Raw genomic sequence first — 21,138 nt, 5'->3', positions numbered from 1 at the left:
AATTTTAAATGATTTTTAGAACTATTTTGTAAGTTTGTTGAAACGATTCATTATGCCGAACGAAAAACTTCCGAATAAAAAATCTTTACATGAAATTGATGGAATTTCGCAACCCGATCATGTGAATCAGGATTCCATTCGAACCATTCAGAATTTCAGAAGAAAGTCGTTAAATATTGATTTGCTTATTGAGAAACTTCTGCAAGGCGATATTCCGTCACTAAGTAAAGCTATTACGATTATTGAAAGTACTAATCCCACACATAAAGAACAAGCCCATAAAATTATACAAACCTGCTTACCGCATGCAAACAAATCGGTGCGAATTGGTATAACCGGCGTGCCTGGTGTTGGTAAAAGTACCTTTATTGAAGCTTTTGGAATGTATCTTACATCCATCGGGAAAAAAGTAGCGGTTTTAGCAGTCGATCCCAGCAGTACCATTAGCAAAGGAAGTATTTTGGGCGATAAAACCCGAATGGAAGATTTGGTTAAAAATGCAAATGCGTTTATACGTCCGTCGGCATCGGGTGAAAGTTTGGGAGGTGTTTCCCGTAAAACACGTGAAAGCATTATTTTGTGTGAAGCTTGTGGATTTGATACTATTTTGATTGAAACCGTCGGCGTGGGACAAAGTGAAACAGCTGTTCACAGCATGACCGATTTCTTTTTACTATTAAATTTAGCCGGAGCTGGTGACGAATTACAAGGAATTAAGCGTGGAATTATGGAAATGGCAGATGCAGTGATTATTAACAAAGCCGATGGCGATAATTTAAAACGCGCCAATAATGCCAAATTAGACATTAACCGTGCCTTGCATTTATTTCCTTTGAAAGATTCTAAATGGCAGCCGAAAGTTTTATTGGCAAGTGCTTTTTACAATCAAGGAATTGAAGACGTTTGGCAATTGTTAGAGAAGTATTTTTCGTTAACCAAAGAAAATGGTTATTTTGAAACGAACCGAAAAAATCAGAACGCCTATTGGTTAAAAGAAACGGTTAATGAACAGTTGCTTTCAAACTTCTATCAAAACCAAACCATATACGATCAACTACAAAATGCAGAAAATGCGGTACAGAATAATGAAAAATCTCCGTTTACAGCCGCAAATGAGTTGTTGGAATTGTATAATAAAATGAATAAAAGCACTTAATAATTAAGTGCTTTTATGTTTCTTATTTATTCCCTTTAGCGTAATCTGCTAAAAACTGTTCCAAACCTGAATCGGTTAACGGATGTTTCAATAATCCTAAAATAGAACTTAGCGGACCTGTCATTACGTCGGCACCAATTTTAGCGCAATTAACAATATGCATGGTATGGCGCACAGATGCTGCTAAAATCTGAGTTTCGAAAGCATAATTGTCATAAATCATTCTAATTTCATCGATTAGGTTTAAACCATCAGTAGAAATATCATCTAAACGACCAATAAAAGGTGATACATAAGTTGCACCTGCTTTTGCAGCCAATAATGCTTGACCAGCCGAAAACACTAATGTTACGTTGGTTTTAATGCCTTTATCAGAAAAATATTTGCAGGCTTTAATTCCGTCTTGTGTCATTGGAATTTTCACTACAATCTGCTCGTGTAATTCCGCCAACTCTTCACCTTCCTTAATCATTCCCTCATAATCGGTCGCAATAACTTCGGCACTTACATCACCGTCAACAATAGCACATATATCAACATAATGCTTTAAAATATTGTTTTTACCAGTGATGCCTTCTTTTGCCATTAACGAAGGATTTGTTGTAACGCCGTCTAAAACGCCTAAAGCCTGTGCTTCTTTAATTTGTTCAAGGTTTGCTGTATCTATAAAAAATTTCATTGTGTTGTTGTTTTAATTATTTGTAAAGATTTTAAACAATTAAAAGTTACTAAAAATCTGTGAATCTGTGGCAAATAAATTACTAAATTTTATAATGATTCATCAGCATTTTTTCGTAAACCGTATCAGGCAAAATCTTTTTTAGAAAGATAGAAAATTTCTGCATAAAAGCACCTACTTTGTAATGAACTTTTGGATTTTTTGTCTGAATAATTTCATCAATCGCTTTTGCCATTTCTATTGGATCTCCCCCATCATTTACATGCTCATTAATTGTAGCAAGCTGCTGACTGTAAATTTCTTTGTATGGTGATTGATCTAAAACCGGTGCATGAAAACGGCGAGCTGCAATATCTGTAGCAAAATCGCCCGGAGCTACGTTTGTAACTTGTATATTAAATGGTTTTACTTCCATTCGTATTGATTCGGTAATCAATTCCAAAGCTCCTTTCGATGCCGAATAAATTCCGCGGTAAGGCAAGCCCATATAACCAGCAATCGATGTTACATTAATAATCAAGCCTGATTTTTGTTGGCGCATTTGAGGTAAAACCGCTTTCATAACTTCAATTGGTCCAAAAACATTTGTATGAAAATTATTATGAATTTCATCTAACGGAATTTCCTCAATTGGTCCGGTAATTCCTACTCCGGCGTTGTTAATCAGCACATCAATTCTGCCTTCTTTTGCAATAATTTCGGCAACCGCACTTTGTATCGATTCATTGTTTCGAACATCAATAGCAACCAACGGAAATTTACTATCTACAACATTTTCAGGGTTTCTACTGCTTCCGTAAACCGTATAACCTTTGTTTAGTAAAAAATTTCCGACCGTTTTGCCAATGCCCGATGATCCGCCGGTAATCAATACAACTTTGCTCATTTTTAATATTTTCAACAAATATACAATAGCAATCGTAAAAATTAGTATTTTTAGTACTTGGAAAACTAAAATGATACGAATGAAATTTAAAAATAAAATTTTTCTGTTTGTTGCCTTTACATCAATAAATTCGGGATTTATCTATGCCCAAAAACAAAAAGACCGTGTAAAGGAAATGATGGAAAATCTATCGAAAGATGAACTGATAAAACATCTTTCTATCATTGCCGGCGATGAAATGGAAGGCAGAAAAACGGGTGAAGCCGGACAAAAAATGGCGGCAAATTACCTGCGTAACATCTACAAAAATTTAGGAATTGATGCCTTGCCGGGAACAGATGATTATTTTCAGTTTGTTCCAAGCGAAGCTATGAAAAGAATGTTCAGTCCAAAGTTAAACGACAGCGAAAACGTGGTTGCTTATATAAAAGGTAGCGAAAAACCCGACGAATATTTGGTAATTTCTGCGCATTATGACCATGTTGGTATCACGAACGACGAAATTTACAATGGTGCCGATGATAACGGAACAGGAACGACTGCTTTGTTAGAAATGGCACGTATGTTTAAAATCGCCGAGAAAAATGGTAACGGACCAAAAAGATCGATCGTTTTTCTACATTGTACGGGCGAAGAATATGGTTTGCACGGATCACGCTTTTTTGTGAATTCTAAAATTATTCCGTTAGAAAATATTGTTGCCGATTTAAATGTGGATATGATTGGTCGCAGAGATTTCAATTATGATAAAAATAAAAAAGACTATATTTATTTGGTGGGAAGCGATAAGTTAAGCACCGAATTGCACAATGTATCCGAAGCCATGAATAAAAAATACACCAATTTGGTTTTAGATTATACGTATAATGATGACAAACATCCGGAAATGATTTATTATCGATCAGATCATTATAATTTTGCGAAGTTCAACATTCCGGTAATTTTTTATTACAGTGGCGAACACGCAGATTATCATAAACCAACAGATACTGTTGATAAAATCAACTTCGATGACATGCTAAAACGTACCCAATTAATTTTTGTAACTGCCTGGGAAATAGCTAACAGAGAGGATAGAATTAAACTAAAACAATAATGAAAAAGATTTTTCTAACAATGATATGTTTGTTTTTGACAACATCGGTTTTTGCACAAAATAACGATGCCGAAATTAAATCGATTCAAAACTATATACAATCCACATCGCAAAACGAATGGTTCGATCCTATCAACAAACCGGGAACAGCAGCCAATGGTTCAACGTATGACCTTTCGTATTATGTATTGCCAGACAATAATCTTTTTTCAATAATTTATACCGTTTTCGATAAATACACATTGCAAAAAGTATTTTATTACAAGAATAACGAACTGATTGCCTGTATTATTGAAGAAACCGACGCCAACAACGCCAACAAATTATTGCGTTATGCCGATTACTTTTTCAAAGACGGACAATTAATCAATACGGCAGACGAAAACAAAGAAATACCGTCGGCAACAATATATCAAGAAGGTATTCAAAAGCTAAAAGAAGCACCTGTAAATCAAAAATAAACAATAATATAACTTGCATTTTTCACAAAAAAACAATATTTTGCAAATGCAGTAATTAAAAATCTGAAAAATATGTCTCAAATAGGTAGATTATTCGATATTCCTTATTACCAGTTGCAAAATTATCCGTTGCAAAAGGCATTTACAACAAAATACAACGGCGTTTGGAAATCAACAAGCATTCAGGAATATATTGAACAAGCAAATTATGTTTCAAAAGCATTACTTGCCATGGGTGTTAAAAAAGGCGATAAAATTGCCCTGATAACCTCTACAAACAGAACCGAATGGAATATTATGGACATTGGTATTTTACAGACCGGAGCGGTTACAGTGCCCATTTATCCTACCATTTCAGAACACGATTACGAATACATTATAAAGCATTCAGAAAGTGTGTATGTTTTTGTTTCCGATAAGGTTATTTTAGACAAGTTAGATAAAGTAAAATTCAATATTCCTAAGCTACGAGGCATTTATTCGTTCGATGAAATTCCGGGTTGCGCCAATTGGAAAGATATTATTACTGCTGGTAAAGATGCTTTGAACGATGCCGATGTGGAAGCTGCGAAAGCCAATGTAACTCCAGACGATTTAGCGTCGATCATTTATACATCAGGAACTACAGGTACGCCAAAAGGTGTTTTGCTAACGCATAACAATATTATTAGCAATGTTTTAGGTTCATCAGAGCGTGTTCCGTTTGATAGAGGAAGTTACACTGCATTGAGTTTTCTGCCGTGCTGTCATATTTTTGAACGAATGATATTGTATCTGTTCCAATATATGGGTGTATCGATTTATTTTGCTGAATCGATCGAGAAAATTTCCGATAACCTGCAGGAAGTTAAACCACAGGTAATGACAGTTGTACCAAGGGTTTTAGAGAAAGTATTTGATAAAATTTATGCCAAAGGATCAGAACTTTCGGGTATTAAAAAAGCGTTGTTCTTTTGGGCATTGCGTTTGGCTGAAGATTTTAAACCTTATGGTGCAAACGGCGGTTTTTATGAATTTAAACTAAAAATTGCCCGCAAACTGATTTTCTCTAAATGGCATGCTGCTTTGGGTGGAAATTTAGAATTGCTGGTATCGGGTTCTGCCCCATTATCGCCACGTTTGGCTCGAATTTTTGGTGGAGCCGATATTCCGGTGATGGAAGGATACGGTTTAACCGAAACTTCTCCGGTAATTTCTGTAAACGACCAGCGAAACAATGGTTGGAAAATTGGATCGGTAGGTAGAGTTTTAAGCAATGTTACCGTTAAAATTGGTGAAGACGGGGAAATTCTTTGTCAGGGACCATCGATTGCAGAAGGATATTATAAAGACGAAGAAAAAACCAAAGAAGCTTTTGCTGACGGATGGTTTCACACAGGAGATATCGGTGTAGTTGATGCCGACGGCTTTTTATTTATTACCGATCGTAAAAAGGAAATGTTTAAAACAAGTGGCGGTAAATATGTTGCGCCGCAAATGATTGAAAATGCAATGAAACAATCTCGTTTTATTGAACAGATCATGGTGGTGGGAGAAGGACAAAAAATGCCTGCAGCCTTGATTCAGCCTAATTTCGATTTTATTAAAGAATGGGCAAACCGCAACAAAGTTAATGTAGGTTTTTCGTTAGATGAAGTCGTTAAAAACGAATTGGTTATAGAACGCCTTCAAAAAGAAATAGATTTAATCAATCCGCAGTTTGGTAAATGGGAACAAATTAAAAAGTTTGCACTTACACCAAATATTTGGGCAATTGATTCTGGTGAATTAACGCCAACCCTAAAACTAAAACGTAAAGTTATTTTAGAAAAGTATAAAGATTTGTATGATAAAATGTATTCTTAAATCGAAGAAATAACAATAAAATATCCTTTTAACGAAAATTTAAATTTAAAATAGTATGCATGCATACTATTTTTTTATTATATTTGGTATAACTAAATAAAATCATGAAAAATAAAACGTTAGATTCTGTAATAAAAAATACCTGGCAGGCCATTGCCCGTATGTATAACGAAGAAGCTTCGCAATATGGTGCAAGCATGGCGCTTGGGTACGCTTTATTAAACATAGATAAAGAAGGAACGCCTTCTACAGCTTTGGCTCCGCGCTTGGGCATGGAACCAACAAGCTTAACGCGTACCTTAAAAACAATGGAAGAAAAAGGATTAATTACAAAAAAGAAAAATCCGAAAGACGGCCGTGGCGTAAATATCTATTTAACTCCGCTAGGTGTCGAAAAACGCGGACTATCAAAACAAACGGTAATCAATTTTAATAATAAACTTTTAGAAACCTTTTCACAACAAGAGATTGATAACTTTATAGAGATGTCAGAGAAAATTCAGAACATCATTGTAACAAAAAAGAAATTTTAAGAAACCAAACTTCATATAATTATGAATAGATTAATAAAGAAAGTGGCTGTTATTGGTTCCGGAATCATGGGTTCGGGCATCGCCTGTCATTTTGCAAACATTGGCGTTCAGGTACTGCTTTTGGATATTGTTCCAAACCAGCTTACCGAAGCCGAAGAAAAAAAAGGTCTTACGCTTAACGATAAAGTGGTAAGAAACCGTATGGTGAACGATAATCTGGCAACTGCCTTAAAATCGAACCCTTCGCCTATTTACGACAAAAAATTTGCCGACCGAATTTCGACAGGAAACACAACAGACGATCTTCCAAAAATTAAAGATGTTGATTGGATTATTGAAGTTGTTGTGGAACGTTTGGATATTAAAAAGGCAGTTTACGAACAAATTGAAAAATACCGCAAACCGGGAACTTTAATCACATCTAACACTTCCGGAATTCCGATTCATTTTATGAGCGAAGGCAGAAGCGAAGATTTTCAGGAACATTTCTGCGGAACCCACTTTTTTAATCCGGTTCGATACTTAAAACTATTCGAAATCATTCCCGGACCAAAAACCAAACCCGAAGTCTTATCGTTCTTAAACAATTACGGCGAAAAATTCTTGGGAAAAACATCGGTTGTAGCTAAAGATACTCCGGCATTTATTGGAAACCGCATTGGTATTTACGGCATCATGAGTCTGTTTCATTTGGTAAAAGAAATGGATATGACCATTGAAGAAGTCGATAAATTAACCGGTCCGGTGATTGGCAGACCAAAATCGGCAACTTTCCGTACGGTAGATGTGGTTGGTTTGGATACTTTGGTGCATGTTGCCAATGGTTTGTACGAAAATGTTCCGAACGATGAAGCACACGAATTGTTTAAACTTCCCAATTTCATCAACCACATGATGGAAAATAAATGGTTGGGCAGCAAAACAAAACAAGGTTTCTATAAAAAAGTTGATAAAGATATTCTTTCACTTGACTTGAATACCTTGGAATATCGACCAAACAAAAAAGCATCCTTCCAAACATTAGAACTAACCAAAACCATTGATAATGTAATTGATCGATTCAAGGTTTTAGTGAACGGCAAAGACAAAGCGGGCGAATTTTACCGTAAATCTTTTGCGGGATTGTTTGCGTATGTTTCTAACCGCGTACCCGAAATTACTGACGATTTATATAAGATAGACGATGCCATGAAAGCCGGTTTTGGCTGGGAACACGGACCTTTTCAAATCTGGGATGCTGTTGGTGTTGAAAAAGGAATCGAATTGATAAAACAAAACGGCGAAAATGTTGCTGAATGGGTAAATGAAATGTTGGCATCGGGTAACAAATCTTTCTATACCGTAAAAGAAGGTGCTACCTATTATTATGATATCGATTCAAAATCTCAAAAGAAAATTCCGGGACAAGATGCGTTCATCATTTTAAACAACATTCGCGATACCAAAAAAGTTTGGGGCAACTCCGATTCTACTTTGTTTGATTTAGGTGATGGAATTTTAAATCTGGAATTTCATTCAAAAATGAATTCGATTGGTGGTGGTGTCATCAGCGGAATCAATAAAGCTATCGATCTTGCCGAAAAAGAATATATTGGTTTGGTTATTGGAAATCAGGCAGCAAACTTCTCGGTCGGAGCTAATTTGGGAATGATTTTCATGATGGCGGTTGAACAAGAATACGATGAATTAAATTTTGCCATACAATCGTTCCAAGACACCATGATGCGCATTCGCTATTCGGGTATTCCGGTAATTGCAGCTCCACATGGAATGACCCTTGGTGGCGGTTGCGAATTGGTAATGCATTCAGACAAAGCCGTTGCAGCAGCAGAAACCTATATTGGTTTGGTTGAATTTGGTGTAGGTGTGATTCCTGGCGGTGGTGGATCTAAAGAAATGACGTTACGTGCTGCAGATCAATTTAAAAAGAATGATGTTAAACTGAACATCCTTCAGGAATATTTCTTAACTGTCGGTACTGCAAAAGTAGCAACATCGGCTTACGAAGGATTTGATAATGGGGTGCTTTTACCAACCAAAGATATTGTTGTGGTTAATAAAGACCGACAAATTGCCGAAGCTAAAAAACACGCATTGTTAATGGCTGAAGCCGGTTATACACAACCTGTTAAACGCAAAGATATTTTGGTTTTGGGTAAACAGGCATTGGGTGCTTTCTTGGTTGGAACAGACGGAATGACAGCAGGAAATTATATTTCTGACCACGATAAAAAAATTGCCAATAAACTTGCTTACGTAATGGCAGGTGGCGATTTATCTGAACCTACATTGGTATCCGAACAATATTTATTAGATCTGGAACGTGAAGCCTTTTTAAGTTTATGTACCGAACGCAAAACCTTAGAAAGAATTCAGTTTATGTTAACTAAGGGGAAACCGTTGAGAAACTAGAAGTTAAACTGTATAATGTGGTTTGTATATTGTATAATGAACCATTAAAGTTGTAACTTTTTTTCTAATATACAAGATACAAAAATAAAGATGAATTACTTTAAAGAATTAAAAGTTTGGCAAAAGGCAATTGAATTGGTTACTGAAACTTATTTATTAACCAAAGAATTTCCAAAAGATGAGCTTTTTGGTTTAGTTTCTCAAATCAGAAGATGTGTAATTTCTATTCCTTCAAATATTGCAGAAGGTTGCGGAAGAAAAACAAATAAAGATTTCAGCAACTTTTTAGGAATTTCATTAGGGTCTTGTTTTGAATTTGAAACTCAAATCATTATATCTAAAAATATAGGTTATTTAACTAATGAGCAATTTACAGTATTAGAATCTGAAATTCAACATATTCAAAATATGATTATAAAACTACAATCATCTTTGGAAAACAAATAGTACATTTTACAACAATACAATATACATTATACATTAAAAAATACAATATACAATGAGCAAAACAGCATATATAGTAAAAGCTTACAGAACAGCCGTTGGTAAAGCACCAAAAGGATTGTTCCGTTTTAAAAGACCCGATGAATTGGCGGCAGAAACCATCGAGTTTATGATGAATGAAGTGCCACAGTTAGATAAAAAACGTATCGATGACGTAATGGTTGGGAACGCCATGCCCGAAGCCGAGCAAGGTTTAAACATGGCTCGATTAATCTCATTAATGGGGTTAAAAATTACCGATGTTCCTGGAGTTACCGTTAACCGTTATTGTGCATCGGGAATTGAAACTATTGGTATGGCAACGGCAAAAATTCAGTCTGGAATGGCAGATTGTATCATTGCAGGTGGTGCCGAATCTATGAGTTTTATTCCAATGGGTGGTTACCGCGCAACGCCAGATTATAAAGTTACCGCAGCCGGTCACGAAGATTATTATTGGGGAATGGGCTTAACTGCCGAAGCTGTTGCAAAGCAGTTTAATGTTTCGCGTGAAGATCAGGATCAGTTTTCGTTTGAATCGCACATGAAAGCTTTAAAAGCACAGGCTGAAGATAAATTCGTTAACCAAATTGTACCAATCACCGTTGAAGATACTTTTATTAATGATAAAGGTAAAAAAGAAACAAAATCGTATGTAGTAACAAAAGATGAAGGTCCGCGTGCAGGAACAAGTGTAGAAGCATTAGCAAAGTTAAAACCAGTTTTTGCTGCCGATGGATCTGTTACCGCAGGAAATTCCTCTCAAATGTCCGATGGAGCTGCATTTGTTTTAGTCATGTCGGAAGAAATGGTAAAGGAATTAAACCTAGAACCAATTGCCCGATTGGTAACTTTTGCATCGGCTGGAGTTGAACCACGCATTATGGGAATTGGTCCTGTAAAAGCGATTCCAAAAGCATTAAAACAAGCAGGTTTACAACAAAACGATATCGAATTGATCGAACTAAACGAAGCCTTTGCAGCTCAATCATTAGCTGTAATTCGCGAATTAGATCTAAACCCTGAAATCATCAACGTTAACGGCGGAGCTATCGCATTAGGCCACCCATTAGGTTGTACTGGAGCAAAACTATCTGTTCAATTATTCGATGAAATGAAACGTCGTGGAAACAAATACGGAATGGTAACCATGTGTGTTGGAACCGGACAAGGAACAGCAGGGATTTATGAATTGCTTTAATTTGAGAAAATAGAACATAGAGAAGAGATAATAGATTGTTATGAGTGTAGGAAAGAGACATAATTACAAGAATTTAAAGATTTGGCAATTGGCATTGGAGATAGCTAATAACATCTCTGATATTCTATTAAATTTTCCTACACATGAAAAATACAGCCTTAATTCACAAATTAGTCGTTGTTCTATTTCAATCCCATCGAATATTGCAGAAGGTTCTGCGAGAACAGATAAATCTTTTAGTCATTTTCTAGATGTTTCATTAGGATCATCTTTTGAATTACTTACACAATTACATATTGCAAAACATAGAAATTATATCAATCAAGAGCTTTTTAATCAACTCGAAAATAAAATAGAAGAATTTCAACGCATGACAATGGCTTTTCAAAACAATTTGAAATAGTCTATCATCTATATTCTATTTTCTTTTCTCTCAAAAAAACGTAAACAATGGAAAACATCACAAGAGGCGGTCAATTCTTGGTAAAAGAGACCTTGGCAGAAAATATATTTACACCGGAAGATTTTTCGGAAGAACAAAAAATGATGCGCGATTCGGTAAAGGAATTTGTCGATCGTAAAATTTGGGCAAACAAAGATCGTTTCGAGAAAAAAGATTATAAGTTTACCGAAGAATGCATGCGCGAAGCCGGCGAATTAGGCTTTTTAGGTGTTGCAGTTCCCGAAGAATACGGTGGATTAGGAATGGGCTTTGTATCAACCATGTTAACCTGCGATTATATTTCGGGAGCAACCGGTTCTTTCTCAACAGCTTTTGGCGCACATACCGGAATCGGAACCATGCCAATTACTTTATATGGAACCGAAGAACAAAAGCAAAAATACGTTCCTAAATTGGCTTCTGGCGAATGGTTTGGATCATACTGTTTAACCGAACCAGGTGCTGGATCTGATGCTAATTCAGGAAAAACAAAAGCCGAACTAAGTGCCGATGGTAAATCTTACAAAATAAACGGACAAAAAATGTGGATTTCAAACGCGGGTTTTTGTCATTTAATGATTGTTTTTGCTCGAATTGAAGACGATAAAAATATCACCGGTTTTATTGTGGAATACGATCCTTCAAATTCAAACGGAATTACTTTGGGCGAAGAAGAGCATAAATTGGGAATCCGTGCAAGTTCTACACGTCAGGTATTTTTTAACGATACGGTTGTTCCTGTAGAAAATATGTTGGGTGGTCGCGGCGAAGGTTTTAAAATTGCAATGAACTCATTAAACGTGGGTAGAATTAAGTTGGCAGCTGCCTGTTTAGATTCGCAACGCCGATTAATTACACAATCGGTAAACTATGCCAACGAACGTGTGCAGTTTAAAACACCTATTGCTAATTTTGGTGCAATTCGATCTAAAATTGCCGAAACCGCTACAAATGCTTATATTGGTGAATCGGCAGCTTATCGCGCAGCTGGTGATATCGAAAACAGAATCAATGCACGTTTGGCTGAAGGAAACTCACATCAAGAAGCTGAATTAAAAGGTGTGGAAGAATTTGCTATTGAATGTTCTATTTTAAAAGTTGCTGTTTCTGAAGATGTTCAGCATTGTGCAGATGAAGGAATTCAGATTTTTGGAGGAATGGGCTTTTCTGAAGATACGCCAATGGAAAGTGCTTGGAGAGATGCCCGTATTTCAAGAATTTACGAAGGAACGAACGAAATTAACCGAATGTTGACAGTTGGCATGTTGATTAAAAAAGCAATGAAAGGTCATGTTGATTTATTAGGACCAGCAATGAAAGTAGGCGAAGAATTAATGGGAATTCCCGATTTTTCAACACCAGATTATTCTGAATTATTTTCAGAGGAAAAAGCATTGATTGCAAAACTGAAAAAAGCTTTTTTAATGGTTGCAGGATCGGCAGTACAAAAATACGGAACCGATTTAGATCAACACCAACAATTATTAATGGCTGCATCAGACATGCTTATTGAAATTTACATGGCAGAATCTGGTATTTTACGTACTGAAAAATTAGTTAAAAATATTGGTGAAGCAAACGCTAAAGAACAAATTGCAATGGCAAAACTGTACTTATACCAAGCGGTAGATATTATTTACACTAAAGGTAAAGAAGGTATTGTTTCTTTTGCACAAGAAGACGAGCAACGTATGATGTTGATGGGCTTACGTCGTTTTACAAAATACAACAATCAACCGAATGTGATTGAACTAAAAGAAATTATTGCAACTAAAGTAATTGCCGATAATAAATATAGTTTTTAAGGTTATTAAAGATTACAAAAAAGCCGTTTCAAAATTTGAAACGGCTTTTTTATGAGATATAAGTTACTTTCCAAAATAAATATTCTCAAAAAAGCTTGAGAAATTTCTCAAGCTTTTTTTACTATTTATCTTTATTTTTAATTACCAAACGGAAACCTTCACCATGAATGTTTAAGATTTCAACATTTTCATCGGCTTTTAGGTATTTTCTTAATTTGGCAATGTAAACGTCCATACTTCTTGAAGTGAAGTAATTATCATCTCTCCAAATTTTTGTTAAAGCAACTTCACGCGGCATTAAATCATTTTCGTAAAGTGCCAACATTTTTAATAATTCGTTTTCTTTTGGTGACAATTTAATTGGCTCGTCGTTTTCAAAAGTTAAGAAACGAAGTTTTGAATTTAAATTGAATTTACCAATCTGGAATTCGAATTTAGTGTTCTCTGCCTTAACTTCAGACGATTTACGCTGCATAATAGCTTTAATCTTCATTAACAGCACTTCAGAATCAAACGGTTTGTTCAAATAATCGTCTGCACCTACTTTATATCCTTTTAAAACATCTTCTTTCATTGTTTTAGCCGTTAAGAATATAATAGGAATTTCTTTATTTTTATCTCTGATTTCACGCGCTAATGTAAACCCGTCCTTATAAGGCATCATCACGTCTAAAATACATAAATCAAATGTATCTTTTTTGAATTTTTCGAATCCTTCCATACCATTTTTGGCAAGAGTAACATCGAAATCGTTCATTGTTAAATAATCTTTTAAGATCGACCCGAAGTTAGGATCATCTTCTACCAATAAAATCTTTTTGTTGCTTACTTCCATTGTATTATCTATTTGTTGTTCGTTTAACTATTAATTTATTAACGGGATTTTTATTATAAAGGTACTTCCCTTACCTTTTTCGCTTTCTACATAAACCTGTGCGTTGTGGTCATCTACGATTTGCTTTACATAAGCCAAACCTAAACCGTGACCTTTTACATTGTGCAAATCGCCGGTATGTTCGCGATAGAATTTATCGAATATTTTCTTTGTGGCAGTTTTACTCATACCACTTCCTTGATCTTTAATTTTAACTACAATTGTATCTTTAATATTCTCTGTATATATATCAATTATAGGTGCGTTTGGTGAATATTTAATGGCATTGTCTAAAATATTTACAAAAACGCTGGTAAAATGCGTTGGATTAATTAAAACCGTGTCTCTTGTGGTGTTAAAGTGTGTGTTTAATTTACCTTCACGGTCTTCAATTAACAGCGAAACGTGATCAATTGCAACCTCTAACACTTCGGTTAATTCTACTTTTTCTTTCGGAATATCCAGCTCTTTCTTTTCTAATTTCGATATTCTTAAGATATTTTCAATTTGCGCGTGCATGCGTTTATTTTCGTCACGAATCATTTGAATGTATCTTAAAACCTTGTCTTCATCGCTTATGATTTTCGGGTTTTTAATGGCATCTAACGCAAGGTTTATCGTTGCAATAGGTGTTTTAAACTCGTGCGTCATATTATTAATGAAATCGTTTTTAATTTCAGAAATTTGTCGTTGCGTGATTAACTGACGGATTGCACTGTAATACGCTGCAATAATTACCACCGTAAATAATAACGATATTAAGATGAATGGCAGTAAATCTGAAAACAAGAACTTAGATTTCTGTGGAAAACTGATATAAAGCTGGTATTTTGAATGATTTTCTAAATCGGTTAAAATTGGAACCGAATAAGTATTCTTTTCATTAAAAACAAAATTACCCGACTTTATAGGCGTTCCCAAACTATTATTAAAAACAGCGTATTCAAAATTAGTAGCTAATTTTCTGTTGGTTAATTCCTGTTTAAGCAACGCTTGTAACACTTTATTATCTAACCGCTCTTCTATAGGATAAGTTGAAACGATGTCATTATAATAAAAATCTAAAACACCTTCTTTCTGAATAACTTCGTCTGGCTGATTATTTGTACTCAACGAACGATGTATATCAGAATCTAAGCCATCTATTGATTTTGATTTACCATGATAAACTTCGGTTTTACGGCTGCTTATGTAGTTTTTATAATCTTTTTTTGAACCGCTTGCACTGTCAATGAACGTTTTACCAAAATTAAAATCCTTTATATTTTCAACAGAAATAATGTTAGAATATACTATTTCCTGATTAGTTCTATTATCTTTTTCAATATAAAAAATCTCTTTTATGGCTTTTTTGTCAGGAACTTTACCTGTTTTTGTTTGATACTCGTAAAACTTTTTATTAAACTCATATCGTTCCTTTTCTTTTAATTTATCGGCAACCTTTCCAATAGATTGGTTTACCATGTGTTGAAACTGAATATCGTTGTTTTCGTATGTTGTGCTAATCCAGTAAAGCTGTATTAAAGTTATTCCTAACAGTGCCAAGCTCATTAAAACAACTAAAAACTGAAATCTGTATTTATTCATTCTGTCATTAAAAATATGTTCAAATTTAACATTTTAACAGTTAAAAATAATGCTTTTAACCTAAAGTTAACATCAAACCTAATTAATTAAAATTTTTGTTATAATATCGTCAATACTCTTAAAAGCTTGTTTTAAATCAATATTTTCAACAATATAAGTCGCCAATGCAGCTTTTTCATCGTCAGACAGTTGGTTTTTAATCCTGCTTTCTACCTGCTCTTTCGTTATATTATCACGCTGCATTACTCTTTGGATACGAATTTCTAACGGAGCTGTTATCAAAATGGTCGCATCGCATTTTTTATATGAACCTGATTCAAACAAAACAGCTGTTTCCTTAAAAATTACTTTTTCATTAGAATTTTCCTTTTTAAATTCTTCAAAATCTAACCCGACAGCCGGATGCACAATATTGTTTAGTTGCTGCAACTTATCATTATCTGTAAAAACAAGCGATGCTATTTTAGATCGATCCAAAAAACCATCTTCCAAAAGAACTTCCTTGTTAAATAATTCATTTATTTGTTGAATAATTTCAGGTTTCTGCATCACTTTCTTCCCCGCATCATCAGCTATATAAACTGCAAAACCTTTCTCTTTAATATAATTGATAATGGTTGTTTTGCCACTGCCAATTCCGCCTGTAACTCCAATTATTTTCATCATTATTTAAAAAACATTTCGGGCATTGCTATTTGTGGATCTTGTTTCTTAATATTTAACAAAAAATAGCTGTACAAAAACCCTGCCCCATATCCAAAAAACTGAATAAAAGTTGCAATTATTGTTAAAAAAGATATTTTAAGGCTTTTTGTTTTAACTAAAGTTTCTATAAAAAGAGCTAGGAAATACAAGGCATAGCAGTAAAAAAACGCATTAATACCGGCTATCAAAAATAAAAGCGAAATATAAAAGCCAACCATAAAAACTGCAGGAAACCAATACGTAATTTTACTGTATTCGGGGTATCGTTTATTTAAAATTGGACGTGCTTTTCCAAATTTATTAACCTGTTTGTAGAATTTTTCCCAATCGATCCTGCGTTTGTGGAAAACATGTGCATTTGGAATTAAAGCTGTTGTGTAATTCATTTTCCATAAACGGATCGATAAATCGGGATCTTCGCCCGGATGAATTTTTCCAAAACCGCCCGATGCTTCAAATGCTTCTTTTGAAATTCCCATATTAAAACTCCGTGGTTGAAATTTTCCTAATTTTTCACTTGCTCCTCGAATGCCGCCTGTTGTTAAAACCGATGTCATGGTTTGATTGATTGCTTTCTGAACATCAGAAAAAGAATCGTGTGCCGCATCTGGTCCGCCAAAACAATCCACATTATTATCAGTCAGGAATTTTTCAACTTCAGTCAGATAATTTTCAGGAATGATACAATCTGAATCTAAAATGATGAAATAATCGCCTTTTGCAACCGTCATTCCATAATTTCGCGAATCGCCTGGTCCTGAATTTTCCTTAAAGTAATACGAAACATTAAGCTGGTTAATATACTTATTTACAACATCTTTGCAGCTAACCGTAGAACCATCTTCAACCACAACAATCTCAAAATCATTATTATAAGTTTGATGAACCAGACTTTGCAATAATTCGTCAATTTCATCTGGGCGGTTGTAAACAGGTATTATAAAAGAAAAATACATTTAAAAACGTAGTTAATATAACAACTTAATTGCTGTTATTTTAATTAATAAAACATACAAAAGTATCTAAAAAACAAAATATTTATATCATTTTTGTAATAAATAAGGTTTTAAATTTTCTTATTAATATTTTAAGAAAATTGTATTTACTTTTTACTAAATTTAAAATTCGAATACCTGTTTTTTTTAACAGGTAAAATATTATTGCTATGAACGAAATAAAAATATTGTGGGTTGACGATGAAATTGACTTGTTAAAACCACACGTACTTTTTTTAGAAAAGAAAGGTTACAAAGTTACAACTGCCACCAATGGGCAAGATGCCATTGATTTATTTGACGAAGAAAATTTCGATGCTGTTTTTTTAGACGAAAATATGCCTGGAATTACCGGTTTGGAAACTTTGGCAGAATTAAAGGAAAAAAAATCGACCACTCCTATTATAATGATTACCAAAAGTGAGGAAGAATTTATAATGGATGAAGCAATTGGATCTAAAATTGCCGATTATTTGATTAAACCGGTAAATCCAAACCAGATTTTGTTGAGTTTAAAGAAGAATTTGGATCATTCTAGATTGGTTTCAGAGAAAACATCATTGGATTATCAGAAAGAATTTAGAAAAATTGCAATGGATATGATGCAGGCAAATTCGCATCAGGAATGGGCAGATTTATACAAAAGATTGATTTTTTGGGAATTGCAATTGGAGACGATTGAAGATCAAAATGTAGCTGAAATCCTTGAAAAACAAAAGGAAGAAGCGAACATTCAATTCGGAAAATTTGTAGAGAAAAATTACGAAGACTGGATTAATAACGATGATGAAGCGCCACTTTTCTCTCATAAACTGTTTGTACGAAAAGTTGTTCCTGAATTACGAGGCGAAGAGAACGTGCTTTTTGTGGTAATTGATAATTTACGATACGATCAGTGGAAAGCTTTTGAAGGCATTGTAAACCAACATTATAAAGTTGACAGAGAAGATTATTATTATTCGATACTTCCCACAGCAACACAATACGCCAGAAACGCTATTTTTTCAGGCTTAACGCCGCTACAAATGGAAAAACAGCTGCCACAATATTGGAAAAATGATGTAGATGATGGCGGCAAAAATCTTTTTGAAGCGGAATTTTTAGAAGATCAATTAAAACGTTTGCGATTAAACATTAAACACGAATACCATAAAATAACTAATTTAAAAGACGGTAAAAAGCTTGCAGAGAATTTTAAATCAATGAAAAACAATAAATTAATTGCTTTGGTTTATAATTTTGTTGATATGATTTCGCATGCCAAAACCGAAATGGAAGTTATTAAAGAATTAGCATCAACCGATAAAGCCTATCGATCACTAACCCAAAGCTGGTTTAAAAACTCGCCTTTGTTAGAGATTATTCAACAGGCACAGGCAGCAGGTTTCAAGCTAATCATTACTACAGATCACGGAACCATAAACTGTAAAAATCCGTCGCAGGTAATTGGCGATAAAAACACCAGTTTAAACCTTCGATACAAAACAGGAAAATCGTTAACCTACGAGCCAAAAGATGTGTATGTGGTTAAAGATCCTAAAAAAGTCCAACTGCCGGCAATTAATATGAGCAGTTCGTACATTTTTGCAAAAAGCGATTACTTTTTAGCGTATATTAACAACTATAATTATTACGTAAGTTATTTTAAAAACACGTATCAGCACGGCGGTATTTCGTTAGAAGAAATGATTGTTCCGCTTATAACTTTAACGCCTAAAAAATAAAATGACAATTACTTATTCTATTAACGATTTAGCCGATGTTGCCAGTAAACTGATACAAATCAGTACACATAAAACATGGCTGTTTAATGCGCAAATGGGTGCCGGCAAAACCACTTTAATTAAAGAATTGGCTAATGAATTAGGCGTAAACGAAATGGCAAGTAGTCCTACTTTTTCAATTGTGAACGAATATTTAGGAACGAACGATAAGGTGTATCATTTTGATTTGTATCGATTAAAAAACGAAGAAGAAGCTTACGATATGGGTTTAGACGAATATTTTGACGAAAATGCCTGGTGCTTTGTAGAATGGCCCGAAATGGCTCAGAATATTTTACCAGAAAACGTACACACCGTATCAATCACCATTGTTGACGAACATACACGTGAATTAAATTTTGTTTAATTATGGATATAACAAGTCCTTTTTCAAAATCGCAATTAATTCCGCAAGAGGAAAAATTAGAAATCCGTAAAAAACGCGGGCAACTTTTTATTGGTATTCCAAAAGAAGATTTTAAGATCGAAAAAAGAATCTGTCTTACACCTGAATCGGTAAATATGCTGGTAAAAGCCGGGCATAAAGTATTGATTGAAGCGGGTGCGGGTACACAAGCCAGTTACGATGATAAAAAATATAGTGAAGCCGGTGCGACTATAACGCACGATAAAGAAAAAGTTTTTAGCTGCCCTATTATTTTAAAGGTAGAACCACCAACGGTTGACGAAATTAAGTTAATGAAACCGAAGACGTATCTTTTTTCGGCTTTACAACTTAAAACCCAAAAAAAGGAATACTTTGAAGCATTAGAAAAGAAAAAGATTACCGCAATGTGTTACGAATTTATAAAAGATCGTTACGGTGCGTACCCTTTTCTACATGCAATAAGCGAAATTGCGGGTATCGCATCTATACAAATTGCCAGCGATTATATGTGCAGTATGAACGGAGGTAAAGGACTACTTTTTGGAAATATTACCGGCGTACCACCAACCGAAGTCGTTATCATTGGTGCCGGTTTAGTAGGCGAAGCTGCTGTACGAACCGCATTGGCATTGGGTGTAAACGTAAAAGTGTTCGATAATAACATCCATAAACTAAAACGTCTGCAAAAATCGTTGCCAACCCAAATATTTACATCAACCATACAAGAACGCGTTTTAATCAAAGCATTAATGCGTTGCGATGTAGCTATTGGCGCCATAAAAGGTTGCAACCGCTCCCCTATTGTTGTTTCAGAAGAAATGGTGCAACGCATGAAACCCGGATCGGTAATTATTGATGTTTGTATTGATAATGGCGGTTGTTTTGAAACATCAGAAGTTACTACACACGAAAACCCTGTCATTACAAAATACGGCGTTATACATTACGGCGTACCAAATATTACGGCAAAATATTCAAAAACAGCTTCATTGGCTATCAGTAACATTATATCGCCTTATTTGTTAGATTTAACCGAAAATGGTTCTATTGATGATGCGATAAGTTACGACAATACAATACGTTCGGGAATTTATATGTACAAAGGCATTCTTGTTAACGAAGCTATTGCAAAATGGTTCAATTTAAATTTTAAAGACCTTAATTTAATATTTCTATAACTAATAATAGTTGTATTTTTGCCCAAAATTATTTTTCATGAAGTTTTCGCAGCGTTTTGCTTACTATTTATTAGGATTATTGATCGGAGGAATTATTGTTTATTATTTTTTTGATGCAAAGGATACCGATTTTTGTTATTTGCCAAATTGCAGGGTTTTAAAAGATTTACGTTCAAAACCTTTGACCATTTCAGATAAAGCTCAGGTTAGTTTTAATGATGCTTTGGTTAATATGAACGATATTAAAATGTGTTTGACACATGGCGATGTTGATTTTGATAAGAGCAATGTTTTTGAAGAAGGAGGTAAATTATACGTTATTGAAGGACAAAATACTAAAAAAGAAGCCATTACGGTAGAAATGATTAATTACTCGGAAAAAGTAATGATAAAAGACGTTTATCCGACAAAAAAATAATTTAATTTTTTTATTTCTGATTATGAAACAGTTATAAAAAAATTAAAAAAAAAGTTACAAAAGCCCTTGCAGAATAGGAAATTCGCTCTATATTTGCATCACAATTAAGGAACGAAAGAACATTAATTGTAAGACCAAGGAGAAATGGCAGAGTGGTCGAATGCGGCAGTCTTGAAAACTGTTGACTGTAACAGGTCCGGGGGTTCGAATCCCTCTTTCTCCGCGAATTAT

Annotated in this window: 20 protein-coding genes and 1 tRNA gene; 15 read left to right on the top strand and 6 right to left on the bottom strand. The window is 34.5% G+C overall.

Annotation, left to right across the window (positions count from 1 at the left end; translation table 11 throughout):
• The first annotated feature begins 52 nt into the window (after positions 1 to 52).
• Entirely contained in the window at positions 53 to 1,156 is a 1,104-nt protein-coding gene (gene meaB / locus BM253_RS15685) for a methylmalonyl Co-A mutase-associated GTPase MeaB (protein ID WP_091526189.1), read from the top strand.
• 22 nt (positions 1,157 to 1,178) lie between these two features.
• On the opposite strand, the gene fsa is transcribed toward meaB, so the two are convergent.
• Both fsa and BM253_RS15675 read right to left on the bottom strand, forming a co-directional pair.
• Positions 1,179 to 1,835, bottom strand: a complete 657-nt coding sequence (fsa, locus tag BM253_RS15680) for a fructose-6-phosphate aldolase (RefSeq protein ID WP_091526187.1) — start codon at positions 1,833 to 1,835, stop codon at positions 1,179 to 1,181.
• 82 nt (positions 1,836 to 1,917) lie between these two features.
• Positions 1,918 to 2,721, bottom strand: coding sequence for an SDR family oxidoreductase (locus tag BM253_RS15675; protein ID WP_091526185.1), 804 nt, complete (start codon positions 2,719 to 2,721; stop codon positions 1,918 to 1,920).
• 79 nt (positions 2,722 to 2,800) lie between these two features.
• On the opposite strand from BM253_RS15675, the gene BM253_RS15670 reads away from it, so the two are divergent.
• From BM253_RS15670 to BM253_RS15630, 9 genes are all read left to right on the top strand, one after another.
• On the top strand, positions 2,801 to 3,817 hold the full coding sequence (locus BM253_RS15670) for a M28 family metallopeptidase (RefSeq protein ID WP_091526183.1): 1,017 nt from the start codon (positions 2,801 to 2,803) through the stop codon (positions 3,815 to 3,817).
• Positions 3,817 to 4,278 (top strand): hypothetical protein, encoded by a 462-nt coding sequence (locus BM253_RS15665; RefSeq protein WP_143095689.1) that lies wholly within the window; start codon positions 3,817 to 3,819, stop codon positions 4,276 to 4,278. The genes BM253_RS15670 and BM253_RS15665 overlap by 1 nt, the downstream gene beginning before the upstream one ends.
• Before the next feature lie 72 nt (positions 4,279 to 4,350).
• Positions 4,351 to 6,123, top strand: a complete 1,773-nt coding sequence (locus BM253_RS15660) for an AMP-dependent synthetase/ligase (protein WP_091526179.1) — start codon at positions 4,351 to 4,353, stop codon at positions 6,121 to 6,123.
• A 104-nt stretch (positions 6,124 to 6,227) separates the two neighbouring features.
• A complete protein-coding gene (locus BM253_RS15655; protein WP_091526177.1) occupies positions 6,228 to 6,656 on the top strand; it encodes a MarR family winged helix-turn-helix transcriptional regulator in 429 nt (142 codons plus the stop codon).
• Between the two features lie 21 nt (positions 6,657 to 6,677).
• On the top strand, positions 6,678 to 9,068 hold the full coding sequence (locus BM253_RS15650) for a 3-hydroxyacyl-CoA dehydrogenase/enoyl-CoA hydratase family protein (RefSeq protein ID WP_091526175.1): 2,391 nt from the start codon (positions 6,678 to 6,680) through the stop codon (positions 9,066 to 9,068).
• A 90-nt stretch (positions 9,069 to 9,158) separates the two neighbouring features.
• Positions 9,159 to 9,515 (top strand): four helix bundle protein, encoded by a 357-nt coding sequence (locus BM253_RS15645; protein ID WP_091526173.1) that lies wholly within the window; start codon positions 9,159 to 9,161, stop codon positions 9,513 to 9,515.
• A gap of 52 nt (positions 9,516 to 9,567) precedes the next feature.
• The gene (locus BM253_RS15640) at positions 9,568 to 10,752 is read left to right on the top strand and encodes an acetyl-CoA C-acyltransferase (protein WP_091526171.1); all 1,185 of its coding nucleotides are present in this window, start codon (positions 9,568 to 9,570) and stop codon (positions 10,750 to 10,752) included.
• A 40-nt stretch (positions 10,753 to 10,792) separates the two neighbouring features.
• Positions 10,793 to 11,155 carry a four helix bundle protein gene (locus tag BM253_RS15635; protein WP_091526168.1) on the top strand — a complete coding sequence of 121 codons (363 nt, stop codon included), beginning with the start codon at positions 10,793 to 10,795 and terminating at the stop codon, positions 11,153 to 11,155.
• 47 nt (positions 11,156 to 11,202) lie between these two features.
• On the top strand, positions 11,203 to 12,999 hold the full coding sequence (locus BM253_RS15630; RefSeq protein ID WP_091526166.1) for an acyl-CoA dehydrogenase family protein: 1,797 nt from the start codon (positions 11,203 to 11,205) through the stop codon (positions 12,997 to 12,999).
• Between the two features lie 121 nt (positions 13,000 to 13,120).
• Here the strand turns inward: BM253_RS15630 and BM253_RS15625 are convergent, their stop codons facing one another.
• From BM253_RS15625 to BM253_RS15610, 4 genes are all read right to left on the bottom strand, one after another.
• Positions 13,121 to 13,834: a response regulator transcription factor gene (locus BM253_RS15625; RefSeq protein WP_091526164.1), complete on the bottom strand. Its 714-nt coding sequence runs from the start codon at positions 13,832 to 13,834 to the stop codon at positions 13,121 to 13,123.
• Between the two features lie 30 nt (positions 13,835 to 13,864).
• Entirely contained in the window at positions 13,865 to 15,460 is a 1,596-nt protein-coding gene (locus BM253_RS15620) for a sensor histidine kinase (protein ID WP_091526162.1), read from the bottom strand.
• A gap of 78 nt (positions 15,461 to 15,538) precedes the next feature.
• Positions 15,539 to 16,126 carry a dephospho-CoA kinase gene (coaE, locus tag BM253_RS15615; RefSeq protein WP_091526160.1) on the bottom strand — a complete coding sequence of 196 codons (588 nt, stop codon included), beginning with the start codon at positions 16,124 to 16,126 and terminating at the stop codon, positions 15,539 to 15,541.
• A complete protein-coding gene (locus tag BM253_RS15610) occupies positions 16,126 to 17,121 on the bottom strand; it encodes a glycosyltransferase family 2 protein (RefSeq protein WP_091526159.1) in 996 nt (331 codons plus the stop codon). The genes coaE and BM253_RS15610 overlap by 1 nt, the downstream gene beginning before the upstream one ends.
• Before the next feature lie 209 nt (positions 17,122 to 17,330).
• Here BM253_RS15610 and porX point away from each other — a divergent pair, with 209 nt between their 5' ends.
• The 5 genes from porX to BM253_RS15585 all read left to right on the top strand — a co-directional run bounded on the left by porX (position 17,331) and on the right by BM253_RS15585 (position 21,130).
• Positions 17,331 to 18,884, top strand: a complete 1,554-nt coding sequence (porX, locus tag BM253_RS15605) for a T9SS response regulator signal transducer PorX (protein ID WP_091526157.1) — start codon at positions 17,331 to 17,333, stop codon at positions 18,882 to 18,884.
• 1 nt (position 18,885) lies between these two features.
• On the top strand, positions 18,886 to 19,290 hold the full coding sequence (gene tsaE, locus BM253_RS15600; protein ID WP_091526155.1) for a tRNA (adenosine(37)-N6)-threonylcarbamoyltransferase complex ATPase subunit type 1 TsaE: 405 nt from the start codon (positions 18,886 to 18,888) through the stop codon (positions 19,288 to 19,290).
• Between the two features lie 2 nt (positions 19,291 to 19,292).
• Positions 19,293 to 20,489, top strand: a complete 1,197-nt coding sequence (locus BM253_RS15595) for an alanine dehydrogenase (RefSeq protein ID WP_091526153.1) — start codon at positions 19,293 to 19,295, stop codon at positions 20,487 to 20,489.
• Positions 20,490 to 20,526: 37 nt separating this feature from the next.
• Complete coding sequence (locus tag BM253_RS15590) at positions 20,527 to 20,907, top strand: DUF4258 domain-containing protein (protein WP_091526151.1); 381 nt, start codon at positions 20,527 to 20,529, stop codon at positions 20,905 to 20,907.
• Between the two features lie 138 nt (positions 20,908 to 21,045).
• Positions 21,046 to 21,130, top strand: a tRNA-Ser gene (locus BM253_RS15585).
• Positions 21,131 to 21,138: the final 8 nt, after the last annotated feature.

This window comes from Paenimyroides ummariense, assembly GCF_900115115.1.
Classification (GTDB): Bacteria; Bacteroidota; Bacteroidia; order Flavobacteriales; family Flavobacteriaceae; genus Flavobacterium; species Flavobacterium ummariense.
This window is presented reverse-complemented; position numbering and strand designations above follow the sequence as displayed.